Genomic DNA, 16,766 nt, shown 5'->3' on the forward strand with positions numbered 1-16,766 from the left:
TCGCTTTGCGTGAAGCGTCACCGCGATGAACATTCCAAATCGAAGATTCTTGCGGGATCTTCCTGCGTGTTCCCGTCGAATCCCGCAACCAGCCGTGCCGGCGCTCCGTGAACCGAGCACAATTCTGCAAATGACTCGGAATCTGTCGTTTATGCGCATAGTATTGCTATTGCTTGAGTTATTTTCATCTCGGACGCTTTCCCCATCAAACCGTATTGCCACGATTTGAAAACAAGCGATGTCCGCCCCGACGCAGGACGCGGCTATCGCACTGTTCGTACGGTCCGTTACTGACGGTAGCCAATCATAAGCTGCCGGTCCGGCGCGACAAATCAGAAAAGTTCGAAAGAGCGTTGCTCGGTCTGCGGCGACTGGCCGCTCGAACTGGCTGTTCGCCGGCTCACTGCGCGCGGGGCAACGTGCAGCCTCGATCATGAGCCTGATCCGGTCGGCGCAGCTTAACGGTCATGATCCGTACGCCTACCTGAAAGACGTGCTTACCCGACTGCCCACGCATCTTGCCGACGACATCGCGGCGCTGCTTCCGCATCGCTGGACGCTTGCCGCGGCTCGATCAGCGGCACTCACGAGCCTCGGTGCCTTTACCGGGTGCTTACGGTCTATCGTGGCATTCGCGTACTTGGCTTGCTGCTTGGGCGTAGGCCCATGCCACTGCGTCGGCATGGCGGCAAGGTCGCCGTCGCGAAAAGCAATCAGCACTGGTGTTCAGACGGCTTCGAGTTTCGTTGCGACAACGGTGAGCCGCTGCGCGTGAGCGCGAGCCAACGGGGCAGCAAGCCGCCGGCGACGATCCGCACGCTCGACAGTAATGGCCCCCTCGCTATGCGCGTGGCGTCGGTCCACAGCTTTGAACCAACTCCCGATATTCCTGATCGGGTGGCCAGGCTGAGCCGCTTGAGCTCCTATCGGTTTTAAGGTTTCTTCTATAGACCGACCCGACGTAATAATCCAAGCTATTAATCTCTGTAGAGGGCATTCTGAACTTTATATTATGCGCTCCTGATAATTTAAATTTGTAAAAGAAGCGAGTAAGGAAGCACATGACTCAAGGTGTTGCGTCATCCCGATTGTTTCGGAGGAAGAGTATCGCGGCAGCCGTTCTGTTGCTCGTATCGTCGGTGGTTCGCGCTCAGGCCGTTTCCGTTACCGGCGACTCGACTGTCAAAGTCGACGGCGTCATCTCGACGACCAGCAACTTCGTGAGTGGATATGGCCTTTTCGTAACTAAAGGTGGCACCGCAACCGGTTCGGCCGCCATTAGGACGGCGGGTAGTAATGCGCAAGCCGTCTATGTTTCAGATGGCGCCAACGTCAAGCTCAGTGACAGTTCGGTGGCGACCACCGGGTCGCAGTCGCCAGCCATCCATGCACTCTTCGGCAATGCGACGGCGGCACTCGACAGTACTGCGGTAACGACCATTGGAAATTGGTCGCACGGCATAGAGGCGAGCGACAACAGCACGATCACGCTGCAAGGTGGTTCAGTCGCTACCTCCGGACAAAATGCGTACGGCTTGTATACGATCGGTACGGGTTCGAACCTGAACGCAACCGGCACCATCGTTTCTACCTCGGGCAACAACGGCATCGGAGCATACAATCAGGGAGGCGGGCTGACCACGCTCGACGATGTGTCGATCGTCACCGCGGGCAGCAACGCAACGGGAGTCCAGATTGGTGCGCAAGGTGCGATCGGCAACGGCACGACCGAGAATGTCGTCCAGGTTTCGGACAGCACGATCACCACGACAGGCCACCATTCGGCAGGCCTACTCGCTTCGGACAACGCCACGCTGAACGTAGCGAATGCTGAGGTGCTGACGTCGGGCGCCAGCAGTTTCGGCGCCGCCGCCCTGTTCGGCGCGCAGATGCGGCTCGAGGGCGGCTCCGTCTCGACGACCGGGGACGATGCATGGGGGCTCGTGGTCGCGGGCATGCCGGCGACGGCCGGTGACCCCGGCACGACCGCGCCGTCCATCAGCGCGTCGGGTCTGACGGTCAGCACGTCGGGGCAGAACGCGCCGGCTGCCTATGTCGCAGGCGGCACCAACCTGTCGGTGGCGGACAGCACGCTGGCAGCAACTGGCGCCGGTTCTGACGTCCTCTACAGCGCGTCGTACGACACGACGAGCGCCGCCTCAGCCAGCTTTGCCGACAGCACACTGGAATCGGCTCAGGCCAATGGCCTTCATGCGAGCGGGGCGGCGCTGTCCGTGCACCTGGACAACTCGACGGTCACGGCGGGAACCCATGCGATGATCGCCGACAGCGGCGCTACGCTGAACATCGTCGCTGACGGCTCGACCCTGAGCGGTTCCGCCGACGTGGATGCCACGTCGACCCTGGATGTGAGACTGCGAAACAGCTCGATATGGAATGTGACGGGGGCGTCGAACATCAGTTCGTTGACGCTCGACAACGGCACCGTGCGCTATCTCGGGCCGGCTCAGCTCAATGCAGGCGGCGTGACGCTGGGCGCCAACGGTGGCGTCGTTGATACCGGCGAATTCGATACGGCGCTGAACGCCACGATCGCCGGCACCGGCTCACTCCAAAAAACGGGCACCGGCACCTTGACGCTTTCGGGCGAGAATGCCTATTCCGGCAACACCACGGTCAGCGCCGGCATCTTGCAAGCCGGTTCGGCCGGCGCGTTCAGCGCCACGTCGAGCTTCACTGTCGCCGGCGGCGCGATGCTGGATCTGCACGGGTTCAGCCAAACCGTTGCGGGCGCGCACAATAGCGGTACCATCCACTTCGGCACGATGGCGGGAACCGCGCTCAACGTGACCGGGGACTACGCAGGCAATGATGGCCTGCTGGTAATGAATACGGTGCTCGGCGACTCTTCATCGGTCACCGATCTGCTGCATGTGCAGGGCTCCACCTCGGGCAATACCGGCGTGCAGATCATCAACGCGCAAGGGCTCGGAGCGCTGACCACAGGCGACGGCATCAAGGTAATTCAGGTCGATGGCACGTCCGGCGGCACGTTCACGCAGTCCGTGCCGATCGAGGCCGGCGCCTACGTTTATACGCTGTACAAGGGCGGGACGGGTAGCGACGCGGCCAATGGAAACTGGTATCTGCGCTCGACGCTGGAAAGCCAGTCTTCGTCATCCGATCAGTCCACGGCCGACGATTCGTCCTCGAGCGACCATTCCGCGCCAGTGCCGGCCAGCGATATCATCACCAGTCAGGATGCGCCGACCATCCCGTCAGCCCCGATCGCCTATCGTCCCGGCGCGGTCGGCTACGTAATGACGCCGCAGCTGAATGCCAATGTGGGCTTTTCCGTCCTGGGCACGCTTCATCGACGAGTAGGCGACGTTCCGGGCGCGGCTGCGCCGCTGAATACGGGTAACCACGGCGTTTGGGGCCGTATCGAGGGACAGATGTTGCAGGCAGACGCGATTTCGCGCTTTTCGGCAGACAGCCGAAGCATGGTCGTCCAAGTCGGCAAGGACTGGACGCTCGCGCGCGATATGGCAGGGGGCAGCACTCATGCAGGCGTCACGCTGAACTTCGGTTCCGCATCGGCGGACTTCTCCGATCGAATGCGCAGCATCGCGGGACTCGGCACGGCAACTGGCACGGTCGAAACGCAAACACAAGGTTTCGGTGGCTACTGGACGCGGTATTTCTCGGATGGCGCTTATGCTGACAGCGTCATTCAGTTCAATCACTACCACAATCGGTATGGCGATGTCACCGGTAATACGGCGAGCCAGAACGGGTTCGGCGTAGCGGTATCCGAAGAGCTGGGCAAAGCCTTTCACGTTCCGCGGTTGCCGCTCGCGGTCGAACCGCAGATTCAACTTGCTTATCAATACCTCAACCTGAAAGGCTTCAATGACAACGTGTCCGCCATTTCGGGCACCACGACCCACGCGCTGCGCGGACGCATCGGTTTCCGTTTGCTGCGCTCCGACATGGAGAACGCGACGAAATCCAGCGCCCTGACTCCGTATTTCACGGCCAACTTGCTGCGCGATTTCTTCTCGCCAGGCCAAACCGTCGTAGGTGGGACGCCGATCGATACGACGCTGTCGCGAACTTGGCTCGACGTTGGGCTTGGCTTCACCGCCAGCTACGGAAAGCAAGGGGTATTATATGCTTCCGCTCGCTACGTCCATAACCTCGGAGGCGAACGCCGCCGAGGCGTAAGCGGGAATATCGGGGTGCGCTATATGTGGTGATGCGGCACGACGAACGTTCGTGAAATCTTGGACCGAGCGGATACGACAGGCGGGTATTGTCGACTTGCGTAGGGGGCAACATTGGGCGTGAAGAAAATGTGCCGGCGACCGATGAGTCGATTTTCTTCAAGGGTAACCGGTTTCCGCCCGGTGTAATCAACCATGTCGTCTGGTTGTACGACCGGTTGCCGTTCAACCTGCGCATGGTCAAGGGAATGCTGGCCGCGCGCGGCATTGAGATCACATACGAAACAGTCCGCAAGTGGTCGATGCGCTTTGGTTCGGAAATCGCGAAGCGGGGCCGCTGGCCGTTGCCGGAGCGAGGCCACAAGCGGTATCTCGATGAAATGGTTGTGACTACCGGTGCCGCGAAGCACCGTGACCAGCAAACTTTGATGTTCACCAATACGTTATCCGCTGACAGTCCAGTCGGCCGGGATCGAAAGAACACCGTTCCACGGTAGCAAAGTCCGCGCCTTTCGACGCGCCCGACATTGCCGGACCCATGATTTTAATTAATTTCGGCTATCGGGACGATTTCCACAATATGCCGTCGATCTTCCCGCGCCACGCGCCGGTACCTCGGCGGGCAGCGTGGACGACCGCTGTCGTGACGTCCCTCCATGTGCCGTCGCCCGCTGCCGTGACCCGGTCCGGGCGCTTGTCGCCCGATGATCCGTCGCGCGGCACGCACGCCGATCGCAGGTCGGCCAGATAGCCCCGATCCGTCCGGATCCGCCCGCTGCGCCGACGCACGACTCCGGTCCCGCGCAAACCCGGCTTGCGCCCGCCGGGCGCGGCCGGCGGGCCGCGCACCCGTCGCCGTACGGAGCGTGACGCCTCCGCTCGCCGGGGCCCCCCTACGCAAAAGTAGGGGGGTGCCCCATGCCGGGCCGACGCGTGCATCTGCAGAATCCAGATACGGGTCAGTGCGATGACGTCCCCGGCCCGCGTCCGCAGCAGAGCATGACGTCCAGCGCGTATCGCTGGTTGACCCCTAGGATGGAGGTCATATGTTCAGTACCCGCGCGTATTGCAGCAGTGTGGCGGCACTGTTGCTCCTCTTGTGCGCCGCTCCTTCGTTTGCCCAGTCGTTTCGTGTTCAATGCCCGTTCACCACGCCGTCCCATCCGACCGCGCTGCCGCTCGGTGCGGCGGAACCGGCCTATACCCGGCCGTCGTTCACCGGGCAAAACTCCGCGCCGACGGGCGTCGTCAACGGCGCCATCAAGTGCCAGCAGATCTCGGGCGGAGACGGGTATGCGACGATGGCCGACGGTACGCAGACGTATCTGTTTTCCTTCGGTCCGTTGTCCGGCATTGCCGACATCCAGGCGGGCCGCCCCGGTACGGAGTTCGCGGCAGTGTTCAACACGGTCGGCGATCCGAGAACGGACCCGACCTTCAATGGCGCGGTCGGGCTCGTGCCCGATCCGGAATCCTCGCCGCCGGGCCAGTTGACCGGCCACGTGGATCCGCGTCCGATCATGGATATCGGCGTGATGAACGGCAACATGCCGGCGCCCGCTATGGCGATCGACGAGGACGACGAGTTCTTCCTGACGCTCACGAACGTCGGCATGATCATGCGCCCCGACCTGTTCGAGCAGCATACGGTGCACTTCCACGGCTATCCGAATGCATCGGCGTTTTATGACGGCGTGCCGGATGCGTCGGTGGCGATCAACATCGGCGGCAGCTTTACCTACTACTATCTCGCGCCCGATGCCGGCACCTACTTCTGGCACTGTCACATCACGCCGCCCGAGCACCTGCAGATGGGCATGGTCGGCCAGATCTTCGTGCGGCCGCGCCAGAACCGGGTACCGGCCGGCAGGTCGCTGTACAACGCGCTGGTGACGCAGCAAGGCGATCTTCGTACCCGGTGCGGCAACGACATTCTGTGCTCGACCCCGCTGCCGCCTTCGAACACCGCGCTGCATGCCAACGACAAGAGCGGCAAGCCGACGCTGTACGCGTACAACGACGGCGACGGTTCGACCGCGTATGACGTCGAGTATCCGGTGCAGATACACGGCTTCGATCCGAACTTCCATTTCGTCGGGATGACGTTCAATCCGGAACCGTTCACCGACATGAAGGACAAGTACTTCATGCTGAACGGGCGCAGCTATCCGGACACCGTGACCAGCGGCGCGATGCAGACTCCGGTGGCCGACGGCACGCCGCATTATTCCCAGCCGCTGCCGACCATCATCAATATTCCGGCCGGCGGCCGCGCGCTGCTCAGGATTTCCGACCTCGACGTCACCGAATTCCAGACGCTCGCGTCGCTCGGCGTTCCGATGCACGTGATCGGCGTCAACGCCCGGTTGCTGCGCGACATGGCCGGCAACGACCTGACTTACTACGCGAACTCGATCACGCTCGGCGGTGGCGAATCCATTGACGTGATTCTCGATGCGAGCGACACGACGAAGTACGCGCCAGGTTCCGTCTATTACCTCTACACGCCGAACCTCGATCACCTGTCGAACGACGCCGAGAACTTCGGGGGCTTGATGACGGAAGTCCGCATCTGCTCGGGCGCGTTGGACCCGGCCACGAAGTCTTGCATCTAGGAGAAATATCGTGGGTCATTTCACTCATCACATCTGGATTGCAACGCGTACCGGCGTCGGACGGCTTGTGCGGCTAGCCGTGGCGATGCTTGCCGCGTTGCTCTGCCTGCCGGTGCAGGCCGCGGCGCCGGGCATCACCGGTACGCACTTCGAACTGAGCGCGGAGGTGGGGCGCATCAGCCAGCCGGACGGCACGAGCGTCTATTCATGGGGCTATGGCTGCCGCACGGCGCCGGCAGGATTCTCGCCGGCGGGAATCACGGGCGCGAACTGCCCGAGCATGCAGATTCCCGGGCCGACACTGATCGTGAAGCAGGGCGACGTGATTACGGTGACGCTCACGAACAATCTGCCAGCAGCGGCGGGCAACACGTCGATCCTCTTTCAGGGATTCCAGGTGTGCGCGGCGGTGCTTGACCAGAATGGCGCGTGTCCCGCCGCACTCACCGGCGTGCCCGGGCTGCTCACGCGCGAAGCGACTCACGGCAACACGGTTACCTACAGCTTCGTCGCGGCGACGCCCGGCACGCACACCTACTACAGCGGCACACGGGGCGACCTGCAGATCGAAATGGGCCTCTACGGCGCGATCATCGTCTTGCCGACGTCGGCGCCGGGCGTGCTTGCCGTGCCGCAGGGGTGCCGCACTGTCGCGGCGACGCTGCCCGACGGCCAGCCGGACTACCGCAACGCGGCAGCGGCGTACAACCACGGGTCGGCGTGCTACGACCGCGAGTATCTGTTTCAGTTCTCCGAAATGGATCCGCGCATCCATACGCAGGCCGAGCAGGAGGCCGCCAAGACGTGCGCGCAGCCGACGGGCTGCATGACCGTCGCGACCGAGCCCTATCACCCCGCGTATTTCATGATCAACGGCCGCTCGATGCCGGACGACATGGATCCCAACTATTCGTTCCAGTATCCGCATCAGCCCTACAACGGCAATCCGCACATGCACCCCGGCGAATTGGTGCTGTTGCGAATCGTCGGTACGGGCCGCTGGCAGCATCCGTTCCACGAACACGGCAATCACGTCCGCGTGCTTGCGCGCGACGGGAACCTGATTCTCTCCAAGTCGGACGCGACCAAGGTCGCGGGTCCGCTGCTGTTCACCACGACCACGACGCCGGGCGAAACCATGGACGGCATCTTCTACTGGACCGGCAAGGGCCTGAACTGGGATATCTACGGACACAAGCCGGGCGACGGCAGCGTGTGCATTCCCGATGCGAACGGCTACTACACGGCAGACCCGACGGCACCGAATTACTACGAATGGTGCGCGGACCACAACAAGGCGCTCGAAGCACATCCGTTCGGCAACGTCGGCAGCGGCGGACCGGTCACGCTGCCCGACTCGCACATCCTGACGAACGGCGCGTGGTATGGCGGCAGCCCCTATCTCGGACCGGATGCGACGATTCGCGCGACGTCGCCGACAGGTACGACGCCACCGAGCGGCACGATCGCGAATCCACCGGGAAGCGAAGCAGGCTTTGCATTCATGTGGCATTCGCACAATGAACGCGAGATCACCACGAACAACATCTTCCCTGGCGGAATGATGATGATGATGCTCGTTGATCCACAAGCCTTCGTGATCAACGAAGGCAACTAGAGGCGGGGAGAACGGCCATGAGATTCAACCAGTTCAAGGCGGTGCTCCTCCACCTGGTCAAGGTGGGTCTCGCTGCGTCCATGCTTCTGGCAGCGAACGAGGCATCGCTCGCCCAGAGCGTAAGCCTGACGGCGAAGGCCACGACGGCCATGATGCCCGACGGCCAGATCGTGCCGATGTGGGGCTATACGTGCTCGGCCGCCGCCGTGGCGCCGGCCACCTGCGCGGCGGCCAATCCCGGCGCCGGGGCGAACTGGTCGCCGGTGGTCGTCACCGTGCCGTCCGGCGCGTCGCTGACGATCAACCTCACGAACAGTCTGCCGGCCTCCGTGCCGACATCGCTCGTGATCGTCGGCCAGCTCGGTGGCGGTCTCGGCAAGACGGCGACGTCGACTCCCAGCCCGGTGCATCCGACGCAGACCGCGACGACCTGGCCGATCGCCGGCACCGGCAGCGGCGCAACCTTCACGCCGCCCGCGCAAGGCCCCCGGGTCCAGTCGTTCTCGACGGAGGTGGCTCACGGCGCGACAACGGCGCTGACGTGGAACAATCTGCGGCCCGGCACCTATCTGATCGAGTCGGGCTCCCATCCATCGATCCAGGGGCCGATGGGCCTCTATGGCGTACTCGTGGTGCGGACACCGGCCTCCGCGACGTCGCGGGCGCTTGCCTATCCGGGCGTCGGCTACGATGCCGACGTCCCGCTCGTGCTGAGCGAAATCGATGCGGTGCAGAACGCCGCGGTCGCTGCAGCCGTGGCGACTGCCGGCTTCAGTGAAACCAAGGTGTGGTCGGGTCTGTCGGGAGGCTGCGGGGACTCGCATTCCGCATCGTTCGGCACCTGCTATCCGCCGGCGGTGAACTACGATCCGCGTTATTACCTGATCAACGGCGTCGCCTTCGATAGCACGCATCCGAACCTGTCGTCGTTCCCCGCGAGTGCGCCCGCGTCGACCGGCCAGGTGCTCCTGCGCTTCGTGAACGCGGGCCTGCGGATGCACGTGCCGTCGGTGGTCGGTGCGCAGACCGGCAATCCAGCGGTTTCCGGGTTCGCGCTCGTCGCGGAAGACGGCAATCTGCTGCCCGGCAACCCGCGCGTGCAGTCCACCGTGTTCCTGGCGGCCGGCAAGACCTACGACGTGTTGATGAACGCGCCGGGGCTGAACGCAGCCGCGCTGCCGGTGTTCGACCGGCAATTGAGCCTGTCCACCAACAACCAGCGCGACGGCGGCATGCAGGCGTATCTCAGCGTCAATAACGGCGCGCTTCCGTCGGCGGGCGGCGGCCAGAATGCCGTCGCCAATCCCGACAAGTACTTCCTCGTGGCGGGCAACACGCTGACCGTGGCGGACCCCGGGAAAGGGGTGATCGCCAACGACGTCGGCGTATATGGCGTGCAGATCGTGACCAAGCCGGCAAACGGCACGGTGACGCTGAACCCGGACGGCACATTCAGCTACGTGCCGAATGCCGGCACGACTTCGGACAGCTTCGTGTATCAGGCGAACGGCAATCCGTCGATCACCGCGACGGTGACGCTGGCCGCCTGCACGCAAGCTGCCGCCTGCCTGTCCGGCCCGCCGGTCGCCCACGACGACAGCTACACGAGCAATATCGCGTCGCGGCTGCAGATCGGCGCGCCGGGCGTGCTCGGCAACGACACGGACCCCAGTGGTCTGCCGCTCACCGCGGCAGTGGTGCCGGGCAGCGTCAGCGGCGGCACCGTTACGCTGAATGCGGACGGTTCGTTCGCCGTGACGCCGAACGCGCCGCCCGTCGGCGCCGCGACCGCAGGTGTAACCTTCAAGTATACGGCGGTCAACTCGCAGAACACGCCGAGCGCCGCCGCGAACGTTGCCGTCACGTTCAAGGGCGGCAGCGGGCTCGCAGTAAAGGTGCTGGACGGGCCGAGCACGGCGCCCGGCAAGACGCCCGTGCAACTCACCGACTATCGGTGGATCATCGAGGAAGACCGCACGTTCCAGATCGATCCGGCCTGCCAGGTGAACACGACGCCGCGCCCAGCGAACTGTCCGCCGCTGCCGGTGCCGAGTCTCGGCACGAGCTTCCATTCGAGCTATATGCCGGTGGTCGCGGCGGGTTGCGTCGGTACGGTGGCTTGCGAGTCGGGGCAGACGGTGTTCGATCCTGCAACCAACACGCACGTGCCCACGGTATGCGACATCGGCGATGGTGCGTGCCGTACGAATGCAACGCAACAGGTGGCGGTCAACCCGAGCCAGGTGTCGCTCGATCCGACCAAGCACTACTACATCTCGATCCTGCCGGGCGACGCGGGCAACAGTTTCTCGAACGGCGCAGGCGCCCCGCAGCCCGTCGACCCGAACAACCCCACCGGGCCGAAGCGGCAGTTTGACATCTCGAAGGATTGCCCGTCCGGTCCGGGCGGGGCGGATTTCGCGCCGGGCACGGGCGCTTGCGGCCACACGATGGGCGGCGCGCCGATCGCACCGGCCCAGAAGAGCGTCAACGTGCTCGTGCAGGAGACGCCGTTGCAGACCGCGAAGATCTCGGTATTCGTGTTCGAGGACGATGCGCCCGTCAACGGGGAAGTGGACGTGACCGGTGGCAACGATAATTTCGGCAGTGCGCATGAGCCGGGTCTCGGCGGATTCGAGATCAAGCTGTTCGACGACGCGGGCGGCACCGGCGACGCCACCGGGCAGATGACCTACGACATGTTCAACATGCCGCTGTCGAACTCGCTGCAGGGCACCATCGATCCTGCCACGGGCCTGAACGCATGCCCGATTTCGACGACGTCGAGCGACGGCCTCGTCGGCATGATTCCGACCTGCCCGAAATACGAGTCCGACGGCAAGACGCTGTCGCCCCTCGTCGGCCAGGCGGTCATCGCGAACATGATGCCGGGCCGCTATGGCGTCGTCGCGACGGCGGGCGCCGACCGGATCGGCCGTGGCGAGGAATGGCTGCAGACCAATACGCTTGATGGGCAGAAGGCCCACGACGCGTTCATCAAGGTCGGCGGTCCGTCGTACTTCCAGGAGTTCGGGCCCGCGGGCTTCCACGTGTCGATCGGCTTCGTGAATCCGAAGATCATCAACGCACGGCTGCCGCTGGTGTGCGCCGGTGCGACGTGCAACAACTCGGTCGCCGGCCGGATCACGAACCTGCACTACAGCCGCCCGCCGAACGAGAACCTGTACAGCTCGGGCTCGCGCGACTCGCTTGGCTTCACGCAGTGCTACGTGAGCATCGGCGACACCGACGGGGAGGACATCGCCTTTACCAAGTGCAATGCCGACGGCACGTTCAAGGTCAGCGGCCTGCCCGACGGCACGTTCCGCATCACGGTCTTCGACCAATGGAACGACCAGATCGTCGACGGACTGGCGACGGCGACGCAGTTGAAGGGCGGACAGTCCAAGGACCTCGGCGACATTCCCGTGCTCCAGTGGCATACGAACCTGTATACGCGGACCTTCTTCGACCGGAACAGCGACGGCGTCTCGCAGGATAGCGAGCCGGGGCTCACGCTCGTGCCGACCAACATCCGTTTCCGTGACGGGAGCTATTCGAATTTCAACAACACGGACCTGAACGGATTCGCCGGGTTCAACGAAGTGTTCCCGCTGTTCAACTGGTATGTGGTCGAAGCCGACACGACGCGCTTTAAACAGACGGGCGTGCACGTGGTCTATGACGCGGGCGGCCCGGTCGACGGCACGACCGGTGGAGGCAACTCGAACATTGCGGCGAACTTCGCCAACACGATCGAATCGTCGACCGCGCATCTGCCGGCGAACCTGCGCGTGCCGGGCGCCAGGTATTGCAACGACGCGGACTGCAACGACCAGTCCGGCACGACCCCGTCGACCGCGCGGATCGATCCGCCATGGGTGACGACCGAAGGCTGGCAGGGCTTCTCGGGCCAGAATTCGTTCATCGAGTTCGGCAAGGCGCCGTACCTCCCGACCGAGAACGGCGGGATCAAGGGCGAGGTGATCTACGCTTCGACGAGGCCGTTCGACGACCCCGCGCTGCTCATTCACACGAGCTGGACGCCGAACATCCCGAATGTGACGGTCAATCTGTACCAGGAGGGCACGGCCGCGGACGGCACGACGACGCTCGCGCTGGTCGATACGACGAAGACGAGCAGCTGGGACGACTGGGCGCAGGGCTTCCGCTCCGACGGCATTCCGAACATGAACTGCCCGGGGCAGGAGACGAGCGACCCGTTCTTCTACACGTTGAAGGACAGCACCCAGTGGCTCGACCCGACGCATCGCGCGTTGCCTGCGAATTCGCAGTTCAAGTGCTATGACGGCATGCACGCGTTCAACCAGGTGCAGCCGGCGCCATACGACGGCATGTACCAGTTCCCGAGCGTGACGGCGCGCAGCCCGTCGACGGGCAAGCCGACGGCCACGAATTGCACGATCTGCACGCCGAACCCGTCGGGCGACGGCACGCAGATGCTGCCGACCGGGAAATATGTGGTCGAAGTGGTGGTGCCGCCGGGCTACGAGCTCGTGAAGGAGGAAGACAAGAACATCCTGATCGGCGATAACTACATTGCCCCGGTGACGCAACAGTTCGGAGGCCTCGGCAATATCTTCATCCTGCCCGATCAGGCGGCGATGAATTCGACCTTCAACCCGAACAATGCGCAGAACCCGACGTCGGACCTCGGCTCGCTGCCGCGGCACGAAGGCGACACGGGCAGTGTCGAGACGTTCTGGCCGTGCGTCGGCGCGCTGCGTATCGTGCCGGACTACATCAGCCTGTTTCCGGGCTCGAAGGAGGTCGCGCCGTTCGCGGGCGCCTCGCGGCACCTGTGCGACCGCAAGGAGGTCACGCTCACGAACGAGATGTCGGCGCTCGCGAAGTTCTGGCTGTTCAGCTCGACGCATGTCGCCGCGCACTACACCGGCTTCATGCTCGACGACTTCTCCTCAGAGTTCGATCCGTACTCGCCGCAGTTCGGCGAGAAGTTCGCGGTGCCGAACGTGCCTGTCTCGTTGAAGGACTTCGCCGGCAATGAAGTGGCGCGCACGTATTCGGATTCGTGGGGCATCTTCAACGGGCTGAACTATTCGACGTGGCAGGTCAACCCGCCGAATCCGACCGGCTACGCGCCGACGATGATGGTCGCCTGCATGAACGATCCGGACATGCCCGACCCGGCGCATCCGGGCCAGACGATCCGCGATCCGTTGTACAACCCGGCATACAGCCAGTTCTGCTACGAGATTCCGTTCATGCCCGGCCAGACCCAGTACATGGACACGCCGGTGGTGCCGGTCCAGGCGTTTGCTTCCGGCTATAACCCGCCTGACTGTGCGTACCCGGACGGCACGCCCGCGATTGCCAGCGTGACCGGCGATTCGAGCGGCGGAGGGGCGGGCCCGTGGGTCAGCGCGGTCGGTCACCAACTGACGATCAAGGCGCTCGGCGATCAGGTCGTGCCGAACCATGCGTACGACGGACCAGCCGCGACCGCGGCGCCGTTCAACCAGAAATTCGTCAAGCGCCACTACGGCTTCGGCGCGACGCAAGGCAAGGTCACGATCGGCGGCCAGGTGGCGTCGGTGCAGTCGTGGACCGACTCGGAGATCCATGTCGTCGTGACGCCGCTGATCGGCTCGAGCTGCACGGTTCAGCAACGCGGCGTGTTGACGCCGACGTCCTGCGGCGAACTTGTGGTCACGACCGCAAACGGCAAGAACACGATCGACACGGTTACCGTGACGGTGGGCGGCAAGGCGCCGACGTTCGTGAACGGCGAGAACGCGACGAACAACGCGCTGCAGACCGCGATCGACAAGGCGACCCCGGGCGACCTGATCATCGTGGGGCCAGGCACCTACAACGAAATGGTCGTGATGTGGAAGCCGGTGCGGCTGCAGGGCGTCGGCGCCCCGTCGGTGGTGATCAACGCGAACACGCATCCGTCGGGCAAGATGGACGCGTGGCGCAGGGAGGTCGACTGCCTGTTCGGCGTCGCGATGAACGGCGCAATGATCTCGGCATCGAACCCGTTCGATCCGACCGGCACGTACACCTGTCCGACGGCGATGCAGCGCAAGGTCGATCCGATCCCGTTCGAGCCGACCGTGGGGTGGGACGCGAACCTGAACGGCAACCTCGGCGAAATGCTGCTCGAGCCGACGCTGATGGGCGCCTACGAAGGCGCAGGCATCACGGTGCTCGGCAAGGGCGTGAGGGACGTGCTGGTGGGCGGCGTGCCGCAGCCCGACCCGAACTGCACCGCGAACGGGATTTGCGTGCCGCTCACGGGCCCGACCCTGTTCCAGCCGAACCCGCCGGATTGCAGGAATAACCCGAGCAACTTCCTGTGCAATCCGTCGCGCATCGACGGCATCACGGTCACGAACAGCTCGCAAGGTGGCGGCGGGATCTTCCTGCACGGCTGGAACCATCTGATGGAGGTGTCGAACAACCGTGTGTTCGCGAACGCCGGCACGCTCACGGGCGGCATCTCGGTCGGCCAGGTCGAGGTGCCGGACGGCACGATCGCGGCCGATGGCGTGACCGAGCTTCCGTTCGGCTTCAATAAAGCCGTGAACGTGCACCACAACGCGGTGACGTCGAACGCGTCGTACGGCGACGAAATCAATTCGAGCACGCCGTCGTCGGCAGGAGGCGTCGTGTTCTGCACGGGCGCCGACAACTATCACTTCAACTACAACTGGGTGTGCGGCAACCTGAGCAGCGGCGATGGCGGAGGCGTCGCGCACTTCGGGTTCAGCTACGCCGGCGATATCTCGCACAACTGGGTGCTGTTCAACCAGAGCAACAACCCGACACTGCCCACCTACGGCGGCGGCATCATCGCACAGGGCGTGCCGCCGGATGGCACCTTCTGCGAAAACGCGACGGTCGACGTGGACTGCGCACCGCAACTGTCCGACGGTATCGGGCCGCGGCTCGTGATCGACGGCAACCTGATCATGGGCAACACGGCGGAGAGCGGCAAGGGCGGCGGGTTGCGGCTGCAGCAGGTGAACGGCACGGACGTGCAGCGCAGCCCCAACAACAGGGCGAATTGGTACACGGTTCGCGTCATCAACAACATCATTGCGAACAATGTCGCGGGCTGGGGCGGCGGCGGCGTGTCGTTGCAGGACGCGGTGGGCGTGAGTTTCGTCAACAACACCGTGATCTCGAACGACGCGACGGCGTCCGCCGGCGTGCTGTTCAACACGGATGCGGCCAGCCAGGCGAACGTCGGGCCGCCGAACTGCACCACGGTCGGCGCGCAAACGACGTGCAACCCGATCACGACGTCGACGTACCAGCCGGCCGGACTCGAGACCGCGCGGCATACGGCGAACTTCATCGCCGCGTTCACCGCACCCGGCGTCGCGTGTCCGGCGGGCCAGCCGAACTGCACGACGTTCTCGAACCCGATACTGACCAACAACGTGTTCTGGCAGAACCGCACGTTCTTCATCACGGTGTCCGGATCGAATCCGAATATCCCCGGACTGCAGAACACGGTTGCGCTGAACCCGACGTTGAACCAGGCCGGGCATGCGACGGGCTATTGCGATCCGAACGCGGTCTATTGGGACATCGGCGCGTATGGCGACACGGGCCCGGGCAACCATCAGTCGGGTCTCACGCTGCACCCGCAGTACTCGATCCTGACCGATGCGGGCGACTACCCGGGCGCGAACAACAGCGGGACCAATCCGTCGGTCGTGAGCCAGTACTGCAATGGGGCGCGCGTGCCGCCGGAAGGAGGCGGAAACGGGTTCGCGGTGCCGCCCGGCATCTCGGACACGGTCCTGCCGAACCCGCTGTTCAGCCTGCTGCCGTCGGCGGTGCCAGACGAGGGCAATCAGTGGATCAACATGTCGTACGGCCCGTTGTCGCTGTTCAACATGTCGATCACGTCAGGCAGCGCCGGTTACGGGGTGCTGCTCGGCAACTACTCGCCGCGCGCGGGTTCACCCGCGATCAATAACGGGACGCAAGCGGGCGCGCCGAATCACGATTTCTTCGGGACGACACGTCCGCAACAGGGGAGGTACGACATCGGTGCGGTCGAATTCTTGCCGTCCGGGCTCGTGGCTGGTCTGCCGATCGATCCGCTGGCGCTCGGCACGTTGCTGAACGTGCCGACCGGCGGCGTGGGCGGCCTGCCGATCAATCCGCTAGGGCTCCTCGGCACGGTGCCGAACCTGCCGACCGGCGTCGTGGGCGGCCCGCCGATCAATCCGCCAGGGCGCGGCACGGTGCCGAACCTGCGGAACGTGCCAACCGGCGTCGTGGGCGGCCTGCAGATCAATCCGCCGCGGCTCGGCACGGTGCTGAATCAACCTTGAAGGGGGG

General features: G+C 64.2%; 5 protein-coding genes and 2 pseudogenes. All 7 read left to right on the top strand.

The features are described 5' to 3' along the window. Window positions 1–358 precede the first annotated feature (358 nt). Window positions 359–556 (top strand): annotated as a pseudogene (locus tag AC3WLY_RS09715) (transposase domain-containing protein); the annotation flags it as partial. Window positions 557–618: 62 nt separating this feature from the next. Beyond that, window positions 619–777: pseudogene (locus AC3WLY_RS09720) on the top strand (IS3 family transposase); the annotation flags it as partial. A gap of 284 nt (window positions 778–1,061) precedes the next feature. Beyond that, entirely contained in the window at window positions 1,062–4,220 is a 3,159-nt protein-coding gene (locus AC3WLY_RS09725; RefSeq protein WP_492308601.1) for an autotransporter family protein, read from the top strand. A gap of 98 nt (window positions 4,221–4,318) precedes the next feature. Beyond that, window positions 4,319–4,684: a hypothetical protein gene (locus AC3WLY_RS09730; protein WP_492308600.1), complete on the top strand. Its 366-nt coding sequence runs from the start codon at window positions 4,319–4,321 to the stop codon at window positions 4,682–4,684. Between the two features lie 549 nt (window positions 4,685–5,233). Continuing rightward, a complete protein-coding gene (locus AC3WLY_RS09735; RefSeq protein WP_175962350.1) occupies window positions 5,234–6,802 on the top strand; it encodes a multicopper oxidase domain-containing protein in 1,569 nt (522 codons plus the stop codon). 85 nt (window positions 6,803–6,887) lie between these two features. Continuing rightward, window positions 6,888–8,420, top strand: coding sequence for a multicopper oxidase family protein (locus tag AC3WLY_RS09740; protein ID WP_175962450.1), 1,533 nt, complete (start codon window positions 6,888–6,890; stop codon window positions 8,418–8,420). A gap of 17 nt (window positions 8,421–8,437) precedes the next feature. Beyond that, window positions 8,438–16,759 carry a cadherin-like domain-containing protein gene (locus tag AC3WLY_RS09745; protein ID WP_492308599.1) on the top strand — a complete coding sequence of 2,774 codons (8,322 nt, stop codon included), beginning with the start codon at window positions 8,438–8,440 and terminating at the stop codon, window positions 16,757–16,759. Window positions 16,760–16,766 lie beyond the last annotated feature (7 nt).

Source organism: Burkholderia sp. FW306-1C-G01B, from assembly GCF_058781685.1.

What these genes read in the sequence shown, in the direction of transcription:
- AC3WLY_RS09725 (WP_492308601.1), top strand. Translation starts at nt 1,062, where the DNA reads ATGACTCAAGGTGTTGCGTCATCCCGATTGTTTCGGAGGAAGAGTATC.
- AC3WLY_RS09735 (WP_175962350.1), top strand. Translation starts at nt 5,234, where the DNA reads ATGTTCAGTACCCGCGCGTATTGCAGCAGTGTGGCGGCACTGTTGCTC.
- AC3WLY_RS09740 (WP_175962450.1), top strand. Translation starts at nt 6,888, where the DNA reads ATGCTTGCCGCGTTGCTCTGCCTGCCGGTGCAGGCCGCGGCGCCGGGC.
- AC3WLY_RS09745 (WP_492308599.1), top strand. Translation starts at nt 8,438, where the DNA reads ATGAGATTCAACCAGTTCAAGGCGGTGCTCCTCCACCTGGTCAAGGTG.